Annotated in this window: 9 protein-coding genes; 7 read left to right on the top strand and 2 right to left on the bottom strand. The window is 67.5% G+C overall.

Translation table 11 applies throughout. From position 1 onward, the window contains the following. Positions 1–39: 39 nt before the first annotated feature. Entirely contained in the window at positions 40–465 is a 426-nt protein-coding gene (locus tag A5785_RS18880; RefSeq protein ID WP_006360546.1) for an arsenate reductase ArsC, read from the top strand. Next, on the top strand, positions 462–872 hold the full coding sequence (locus A5785_RS18885; protein ID WP_064868405.1) for an arsenate-mycothiol transferase ArsC: 411 nt from the start codon (positions 462–464) through the stop codon (positions 870–872). Before A5785_RS18880 ends, A5785_RS18885 begins: the two co-directional genes overlap by 4 nt. A gap of 26 nt (positions 873–898) precedes the next feature. On the opposite strand, the gene A5785_RS18890 is transcribed toward A5785_RS18885, so the two are convergent. Next, the gene (locus A5785_RS18890) at positions 899–1,387 is read right to left on the bottom strand and encodes an ArsI/CadI family heavy metal resistance metalloenzyme (RefSeq protein WP_197500847.1); all 489 of its coding nucleotides are present in this window, start codon (positions 1,385–1,387) and stop codon (positions 899–901) included. A gap of 97 nt (positions 1,388–1,484) precedes the next feature. Between A5785_RS18890 and A5785_RS18895 the strand changes: the two genes are divergently transcribed. After that, the gene (locus A5785_RS18895) at positions 1,485–1,847 is read left to right on the top strand and encodes an Rv2640c family ArsR-like transcriptional regulator (RefSeq protein WP_005193682.1); all 363 of its coding nucleotides are present in this window, start codon (positions 1,485–1,487) and stop codon (positions 1,845–1,847) included. A 569-nt stretch (positions 1,848–2,416) separates the two neighbouring features. On the opposite strand, the gene A5785_RS18900 is transcribed toward A5785_RS18895, so the two are convergent. Continuing rightward, positions 2,417–3,013 (bottom strand): class I SAM-dependent methyltransferase, encoded by a 597-nt coding sequence (locus A5785_RS18900; RefSeq protein WP_064868427.1) that lies wholly within the window; start codon positions 3,011–3,013, stop codon positions 2,417–2,419. 92 nt (positions 3,014–3,105) lie between these two features. On the opposite strand from A5785_RS18900, the gene A5785_RS18905 reads away from it, so the two are divergent. The 4 genes from A5785_RS18905 to A5785_RS18920 all read left to right on the top strand — a co-directional run. After that, positions 3,106–3,507 carry an ArsR/SmtB family transcription factor gene (locus tag A5785_RS18905; RefSeq protein ID WP_010844639.1) on the top strand — a complete coding sequence of 134 codons (402 nt, stop codon included), beginning with the start codon at positions 3,106–3,108 and terminating at the stop codon, positions 3,505–3,507. After that, a complete protein-coding gene (locus A5785_RS18910) occupies positions 3,504–5,504 on the top strand; it encodes a heavy metal translocating P-type ATPase (protein WP_064868407.1) in 2,001 nt (666 codons plus the stop codon). The genes A5785_RS18905 and A5785_RS18910 overlap by 4 nt, the downstream gene beginning before the upstream one ends. Beyond that, complete coding sequence (locus A5785_RS18915) at positions 5,501–6,016, top strand: signal peptidase II (protein WP_005193672.1); 516 nt, start codon at positions 5,501–5,503, stop codon at positions 6,014–6,016. Before A5785_RS18910 ends, A5785_RS18915 begins: the two co-directional genes overlap by 4 nt. A 267-nt stretch (positions 6,017–6,283) precedes the next feature. Further along, the coding region (locus A5785_RS18920; RefSeq protein WP_064868410.1) for a DsbA family protein at positions 6,284–6,848 on the top strand (565 nt) is incomplete at its 3' end.

Consider the following 6,848-nt stretch of genomic DNA (forward strand, 5'->3'; position numbering starts at 1 on the left):
TTCCGAGCTTTCCTCCACAGCTGAAAGGGCCTGTGTTTCATGTCTTCCTCTCGACCTAGCGTGCTGTTCGTGTGCGTCCACAATGCTGGCCGCTCACAGATGGCCGCGGGGTTCCTCACCGCTCTGAGCCAGGGCAGTGTCGAGGTCCGCTCCGCCGGATCTGCTCCCGCCGACTCAATCAATCCCGCCGCTGTCGCGGCGATGGCCGAAGTCGGTATCGACATCTCCGCGCAGTCACCGAAGATCCTCACCCCCGACACGGTCGAATCCTCCGATGTGGTGATCACCATGGGCTGTGGCGATGCATGTCCAGTATTCCCCGGCGTCAGGTACCGCGACTGGGCCCTCGACGACCCCGCCGGCCAAGGCATTGACGCGGTCCGCCCGATCCGCGATCAGATCCGCGGACTCGTCGAGGACCTCCTCGACGAACTCGTACCCGCCGACCAGCAGGTCGGCCGGTGAGCACGACACCGCAGGTGCTGTTCGTGTGCGTGTCCAATCGCGGCAAATCGGTGATGGCCGAACATCTCACACCGACAGTCACCGACCGGATCACCCCATCCTCGGCCGGCACCAGCGCGAAGATCGGCGGCCAGGTCAACGACCTGTCCGCCCAGGTGCTCGCCGAAGTCGGCGCCACCGTGGACGGGCATCAGCCGCGCCAACTCACCGACGAACTGATGCAAACTGCAGATCTCGTCGTGGTGGTCGGCACCGCCGACGTCACCCCACCCGACGGCGTCGCCCTCGAGGTGTGGAACACCGACGAACCCTCCGAACGGGGCATCGACGGCATCGAACGGATGCGGTTGATCCGCGACGACATCACCGCGCGGATCCGCGCCCTCGCCGACCGCATCGCGCGGTAGGCGGGAGCGCGGGCTGAACGTCGGGCTCAGCAGCAGGCCGTGCGCGCTTCGGCCGGTTCGGCGGCGCTGCCACCGCAGCACACCGAACCCTGCTCGGCGTCGTCGGCGGCGGCGTTCTGTTCCAACAGTTTCGGGCTGGTGCCGAAGGTGTCGGAGTCGGCGAGCACGGTGTAGACCTCCCACTTCTCGTTCGCCGGTCCGGTCACCCAGACCTTGTCCTGGGTTGCGAAACAGCAGGTGGAGTTGATCTCCTCCTGGGTGAACAGGCCCTCCCCGGACAGCCTGGCGATCTCGGCGTGCACCTTCTCGCTCGATTCGACCTCGACGCCGAGGTGGTTGATCGTGCCGCCCTGGCCGGGGTTCTCTAGCAGCACCAGTTTCAGGGGCGGCTCGACGATCGCGAAGTTGGCGTATCCCGGCTTGCGTTTGGCCGGGGTGGTGTTGAACAGCTTGGAGTAGAACTCGATCGCGGTATCGAGATCATCGACGTTGAGCGCGAGCTGCATACGGGACATGACCATCACCTTCACCTGTGAGACATATATCGAACTACTGACACATGCAGGGTGCCACCTTTTCGACATATGTCAAGTAGGGGCGTACGATCTGGTCATGCCGAAGCCCTTGCCGATGGTCGACATCAGCGCCCCGATCTGCTGCGCACCGGTATCGGCGGCACCGCTCGATGACGACACCGCGCTGCAGATCGCGTTGCGGCTCAAGGCGCTTGCCGATCCCGTTCGGATCAAGCTCGTCTCAATCCTGCTTACCGACACCGGTGACGGGACCTGCACCTGCGACCTCGCGACCGCGGTCGGCCTCACCGAAGCCACCACCAGTCACCACCTGGGGCAGCTCCGCAAAGCCGGCATGGTCACCCCCGAGCGCCGCGGCATGAACGTCTACTACCGAGCGCAACCGGACTCGTTGGAAGCACTACGCAACGTTCTCAGCGCTACGACGGGTTGCTGTTGAACGGCGACGGCACGAACTGAGCGAGCCTTATCCGGGTGTCCTTTTGGCAGGCCAACTCCGGTGTCTTTCAGCAGGTCAGCGAGCATGGCGAGCAATCCAGCTCGGCTGGTGGCGGGCAGATCGGATCGGTGATCACGGCGTGGCCGGCGCCAGCGAGGGCGGTGATGCGGGCGGCGACGCTGACCGCGTGCCCGAACAGGTCTCCGTCGCGGACGACTGCGCTGCCGTAGTGGATCGATCCCGGCGCGTAGGGCGATGAATCCGTCTTGACCGGCGGCCGCGGCCGCGGGGGCGGTGATCGTGGCGAGGATCACTTGGGGGGCGTCGGCGGTGAGCATCACCGCATCGCCGATGGCCTTGACCAGCCGCGTGCCCGGTCGTAGAGCCTGCCTGCCAGGTCTGAGAGGCCAACCGTATGGCCAGTTCTGCGGCTTCCTGGTCGCCGCAGAACTCGGTGAACACGCTGTATCCGGCGAGGTCGACGAACGCCACCGCGACGTCACGCTGCTCGAGCTCGGCGAGCTCGTCCGAGGGAGGGCCATGGTGATGCCCGTGCAGTGGTGGCGTGGTCATCGGTCACCGGCACGGCGGGCACGGAACCGGGCGAGCGCAGGGTTCTCGCGGACCGTGATGTCGGTCAGAGGCAAAGACGTCAGGCGCAGGCGGAGTTCGCCACGGGGGATGAACCGGTGCGGTGCCCCTTCGAGGTTGTGCAGCAGCCGCGCCGGTGCGCTGCCGAGCAGGTCGTAGCCGACCAGCCTTCCGCCGGGCGCGAGCACTCGGGCGGCCTCGGCGAGTGCGCGTTCCCAGTCGATGACGTGGTGCAACATGATGAACGAGACGACGGTGTCGAAGCTTCCGTCCTCGAACGGCAGGGCTGTGGCGTCGGCGACCTGGGCGTGAGCGCGGGCCCCGAAACCCTGCAGCCGATCGCTGGCGGCGGCGACCATGACCGGGTCGAAGTCGGTGACGGTCACATCCACGAGTTCGTCGGGGTTGGTGGTGAGGATCTGTTCGGTCATCGCGCCGGCGCCGCCACCGATTTCAAGGACCCGGCCTCGGGGATGGATGCCTTGCAGCGCCCACGGGAGTACCCACCTGCCGGTGGCCGCCTGCCACGGTGCGCTGCGGCAGAACAGAGACTCGATCGTCGACATCGACGGCATACCAACAGCTCCCACCATCTCGCCCGGCCGCGCCTGCTGCCACTTCTTCGTGATGATTCGATTACAGCACACAATGCCGCTATCATCGTCATATGACGATGAATGAGTGCTCGGTGGCGACTGGGGCGGACCTCGATCCCGCGGTGGCGTTGTTCCACAGCCTCTCCGATGGGACCCGTCTGGCAATCGCAACCCGCCTCGCGCACGGTGGCGAGGCCCGGGTGGCGGATCTGATGGCGGAGCTGGGGTTGGCGCAATCGACGGTCTCCGCGCACGTGGCGTGCTTACGGGACTGTGGGCTCGTCGAAGGCCGCCCGCAGGGGCGGCAGGTGTTCTACAGCCTGGCCCGACCGGAGCTGATGGACGTGCTCGCCGCCGCCGAAACCCTCCTGGCAGCGACCGGAAACGCGGTTGTGTTGTGCCCGAACTACGGCACCGACGCCACCACCTCCTGCTGCACAACGGGCGACACGAAGGCGGGGGTGCGGCGATGAGCGACGCATGCGGATGCGGGCACGACGAACCGGCCAGTGAGGACGAGCAGGCTCCGGAGCACTGGTGGCAGGTGCGGGAGCTGCAGGCTGCCGCCGCGGCCGCGGTGTTCCTGCTCGCCGCGTACATCACCAGCTGGTCCGGCGGCCCCGAACCGGTCGCGCTCGCCCTGGAGTGGGTGGCGCTGCTGATCGGGGCGTGGACATTCGTCCCCTCGACCCTGAGCCGGTTGGCGAAGGGCAAAATTGGCGTCGGCACCCTGATGACGATTGCTGCGGTCGGCGCGGTGATCCTCGGCGAGGTCGGCGAAGCCGCGATGCTCGCTGTGCTGTTCTCCATCAGCGAAGGCCTTGAGGAGTACGCCGTCGCCCGCACCCGCCGCGGGCTGCGGGCGCTACTAAATCTGGTCCCGGACTCCGCGACCGTGCTCCGCGACGGCACCCCGGTCACCGTCTCCCCGGCGGAATTGGCCGTCGGGGACCAGATGTTGGTCAAACCCGGCGAGCGGATCGCCACCGACGGCACCATCACCGAAGGCCGCACCGCACTGGATGTTTCGGCGATCACCGGCGAATCCGTGCCTGTCGAAGCCGGACCCGGCACGCAGGTCTACGCCGGGTCGATCAACAGCACCGGCGCCCTGAGCGTGCATGTCACCAGCACGGCGGAGAACAACTCGCTGGCCAAGATCGTGCAGATCGTCGAGGCCGAACAGTCCCGCAAGGGCGACGCGCAACGCCTCGCCGACCGGATCGCCAAGCCCCTGGTACCGGCGATCATGATCTTCGCCGCCGCCATTGCGATCCTCGGCTCCCTGCTCGGTGACCCGGCCACGTGGATCGAACGGGCCCTGGTCGTGCTCGTCGCCGCGTCGCCGTGTGCGCTGGCGATCTCTGTGCCGGTGACCGTGGTCGCGGCGATCGGCGCCGCCAGCAAGATCGGCGTCCTGGTCAAAGGAGGTGCCGCCCTCGAAGCCCTCGGCCGGGTCCGCACCGTCGCCCTCGACAAGACCGGCACTCTGACCGCGAACCGGCCCACCGTCGTCGACATCGCCACCACCCCCACCGACACCGCTGCTCCTAGCACCGGGAGCAGCCTGGGCGACCGCACTCCGGGCCAGGAGCGGGTGCTCGCCGTCGCCGCGGCGCTGGAAGCGCACAGCGAACACCCGCTCGCCCGCGCGATCCTCGCCGCCCACGGCGAGACCACCGCCGCGCGCGATGTGCAGGCTGTTCCCGGGGCCGGCCTGACCGGCCTCGTCGACGGACGGCCCGCGCGGCTGGGCCGTCCCGACTGGATCGAGCCCGGCCCGCTCGATGAGCGGGTCGCGGCCATGCAGGCCGACGGCGCCACCGCCGTCCTGATCGAACACGACGGTCAGGTCATCGGCGCGGTCGCCGTCCGTGACGAGCTTCGCCCCGAAGCCGGCGCGGTAATCGAGCACCTGCACCGCATCGGCGCCACGGTCGCGATGCTCACCGGCGACAACACCGCCACCGCCAACGCGCTGGCGAAGATCGCCGGCATCGACGACGTACACGCCGACCTCCGCCCCGAAGACAAGGCCCGCATCATCGGCGACCTCCGAACGAGCTCGTTCACCGCTATGGTCGGCGACGGCATCAACGACGCTCCCGCCCTGGCCACCGCCGACCTCGGCATCGCCATGGGCGCAATGGGATCGGACGTAGCGATCGAAACCGCCGACGTCGCCCTCATGGGCGAAGACCTCCGCACCCTCCCGCAGGCACTCGATCACGCCCGCCGCGCCCGGAAGATCATGCTGCAGAACGTCGGCCTGTCCCTCGCCCTGATCGCGATCCTCATCCCTCTCGCGCTGTTCGGGATACTCGGCCTCGCCGCCGTCGTCGCCGTCCACGAACTCGCCGAGATCGTCGTCATCGCCAACGGAGTCCGCGCCGGCCGGGTCAAAGCGCTAGCCCGGGCGAGGACCGGAACTGGCCAGCGGACTCCGTCCGTAGTGACGGTCGGGCAGTGATCACCGCGGTTCCGGTGGCGCACCGCCGCGTACGCCTCACACGGCGGTGCGGGCTGCTGGCCGTCGCTGTCGGACTCGCGGCCACCGATCTGGCCGTCAAGGCATGGGCCACAAGCGCGCTCGCGGACGGCGCAGTCATCGGAACGGGGCCGGTGCAGCTGCGGCTGGCATTCAATCCGGGCGCGGCGTTTTCGATCGCCGCCGATGCCCCGGCATGGGTGCTGCCCACAGTCACCGGAATCATCACCTTCATCGTCGCGGTCACCTCCTGGCGGATGGCGCCAGGCACCGGGCACCTCGGGCGGCTGGGGTTAGCAGCGATCCTCGGCGGGGCAAGCGCCAATCTCATCGATCGGTTCCCCGACGGAGTGGTCACTGACTATCTCCACACCGGTTGGTGGCCAACGTTCAACCTCGCTGACACATTCATCGTCGGCGGCGCTGCCATCTTGATCACCCTCACCGCATTCAGGAGTCCCGACGAACGAGCGCAGCATTCACCCGAGCGCTGACCCCCCCCCGATCCGGCGCAGGGCCCGGCTGGCCGCGCTGGTCACTGCCCGGCTCACCGTCTGCCCGGAGTCTCGATGGTCCGCTCCCAGAGGAAACGCCAGAGACTCCTCGCTGCCGGATACAGAATCTGATCCGCTTGTAGCGCGCACCCATGAAGACTGAGAACAGACATCAGGTTCATACATTCCGGGCGCTACCCCGAAGGCAACCCCCGGCCTGATGAGACCGATCCTCATTCCCGCCGACATCGCCTCTACGTTGAACGTATGACCAGACCAACCAAGTTCGCGTGGGCGTTCTTCGTAACCATTATCGTCGGTATCGGAGTCGCCGTCCTCGTCGATCAGGACACTTCCACACCCGCCCCGTCCGATACCGCCGCGGTGTCTGATCTGGTGGCCCGGCCCGACAGTCCTCGGCTGACGTCGCCTGCGCAGAGCCGGGCGCAATTCGTCGAGTTCCTGGACTTCGAGTGCGAAGCCTGCGGAGCCATCTACCCGGTCATCGAGGATCTGCGGCGAACCTACGGCGACCGCGTTACGTTCGTCGTCCGCTACTTTCCGATGCCCGGACACTTCAACGCCGAACGTGCTGCTCGCGCGGTCGAAGCCGCCGCCCAGCAGGGGCGGTTCGAGCAGATGTACCAGCGCATGTTCACCACCCAAACCCATTGGGGCGAACAGCAAGTCCCCGCTGACGACCTGTTCCGTAGCTTCGCCGTCGACCTCGATCTCGATATGGCGGCCTTCGACACGGTCTACAACAGCCCGGCCACGCTCGAACGGATCCGCGCCGACGTCGCTGACGGTCTGGCTCTCGGGGTCCAAGGCA

The sequence above is a fragment of the Gordonia sp. 852002-50395_SCH5434458 genome (genome assembly GCF_001665905.1).
GTDB lineage: Bacteria > Actinomycetota > Actinomycetes > Mycobacteriales > Mycobacteriaceae > Gordonia > Gordonia jacobaea.